Genomic DNA, 1,965 nt, shown 5'->3' on the forward strand with positions numbered 1-1,965 from the left:
CAGTTATCGCGAGGCAGTGCTAGATTTTCGCGGATTACATACTGCCTGTATTTGTGGTGCCAATGGTGCAGGAAAATCCTCTTTACTGGAAGCAATTACTTGGGCAATTTGGGGGGAAAGTCGCGTCTCGATTGGTGATGATGTGATTCATGCGGGCAGCGATTATGCGCGGGTAGATTTCGAGTTTAGTTATGGGGGAGAAATCTATAAAATTATCCGTAGTCGTCACCGGGGGGGGAAAGCTTCTGGTTTAGATTTTCAGGTGATTAATGATCAAAGTTTTCGTCCTTTATCGGGTAAAAGTATTAAAGATACCCAAGCACAGATTAATACTTATCTAAAAATAGACCATAAAACTTTCATTAATTCTGCTTATTTACGACAGGGACAAGCGGACGAGTTTATGAAACAGCCTCCCAGTGGTCGTAAACAGATTTTAGCAGAATTATTACAACTCGATCGCTATGAAATTTTAGCGAATAAAGCTAAGGATATATCGAAACAATTTGATGGACAGTCCCTCCAGATTGAGCAGCAGGTAGAAACTATCAAACTCCGTCTTCAGGAGAAAAATTCTTATCAAGAACACCTGCAAGAGTTAAGCAGCCAAATTAACCAAATTAATCAAGAACAAGAGGTAAATAATCGGCGTTTACAGCAACTGCAAGGGGAGGAAAATCAGCGTCAGAATTGGGAAAAACAGCTGCAGTGGCAAAGAGAACAGGAGCGAGCTTTATTAGCAGAAATTGAGAGATTAGACCGGGAAAAAGTTAGTCTAGACAATCAATTAAATCAAATAAGGACTATTCTTCATCGCAAAAATGACATTATCACCGCACACGAGCGCCTAATCAATTTAGACCAGAAAGAGGCCAGTTTGTCAAGTCAATTGCAAGCTTGGCAACAGGCCCAGTATGATAAACAACAATTAGAACAGAAATTACAGCAAAAAATTAACGAATTTACCCTTCCCATCCAACAAACGAGCGCTCGTTTAGAAGAATTGGGAAGACAGGAACAAGAAACTCAAAAAATTATCGAGCAAGCGGGGGATATTCAAGCAGGATTAGAGAAATTAAATTATCATCGTCAACGTCTTCAGGAATTGGATAGATTAGCTTTAAAATATGCTCCTTTAAATAGCCGAAAAGCTGATTTAAATATGCAGTTGGAACGGGAAAAAGCTAAGATCAATGCTCGTTGGGAACAACTGCAAAGAAATCGGCAACAATTAGAGACAGAAATCGCTCGTATTCCTCTACTAAGAGAGGAAGCTCTCAATTTAGCCAAACGGATTAAGGAACTGGATAAAAAACAAACCTATTGTGAACGAGTTGAAGAAAAGGAAACTCTTAAACAAGTGGATAAAAAAAGTTTATTGGATCAACAGAAAAGATATGAAGAACAACTTTTAGAGTTAACTGATAAATTGGAAAAATTAAATATTCCCGATTCGGTTTGTCCTCTGTGTGAACAGAATTTAGACAGTCATCACCGTCATCAAGTAATCAGGAAAACCCATCAACATCAAGAACAAATTCAAGAGCAAATCTGGTCCCTACAGGAAAGGATGGCAGACTGCGATCGAGATTTAAAACGTTTAGGGGAGGAATTAGCCCAAATTAAACAAGAATTGCCAGCAAGATCGAATCTACAACAAAAATATGTGCAGTTGGAAGTCAAGTTAGAAACTATTGAAGAAAAGGAAATAGAACTAGAGAAAACCGAGGAGATACTTGTGGAGTTAGAAGCACTTTTAAGCAGTGGCAATTATGCCCTAGAATTACAGCAAGAATTACAAATTGTCAATCAAGAAATCGCCTTTTTAAACTATGATGAACAAAGTCATGCTTTAGTCAGAGGAGAAGAAAAAAGATGGCGTTGGGCAGAAATTCAAGAATCAGAACTTAAGCAAGCAAACCGTCGTTTAGCTAATATCAAGGCCGAGAAACCTAATTTAATTAA

At 38.3% G+C, this 1,965-nt stretch carries 1 protein-coding gene; it reads left to right on the forward strand.

All coding sequences use genetic code 11. From position 1 onward, the window contains the following. A partial coding sequence (locus tag IQ242_RS23575) for an AAA family ATPase (RefSeq protein WP_193961622.1) occupies positions 1-1,965 on the forward strand: 1,965 nt, incomplete at both ends.

This window comes from Microcystis sp. LEGE 08355, assembly GCF_015207185.1.
GTDB classification, from domain to species: domain Bacteria; phylum Cyanobacteriota; class Cyanobacteriia; order Cyanobacteriales; family Microcystaceae; genus Microcystis; species Microcystis panniformis.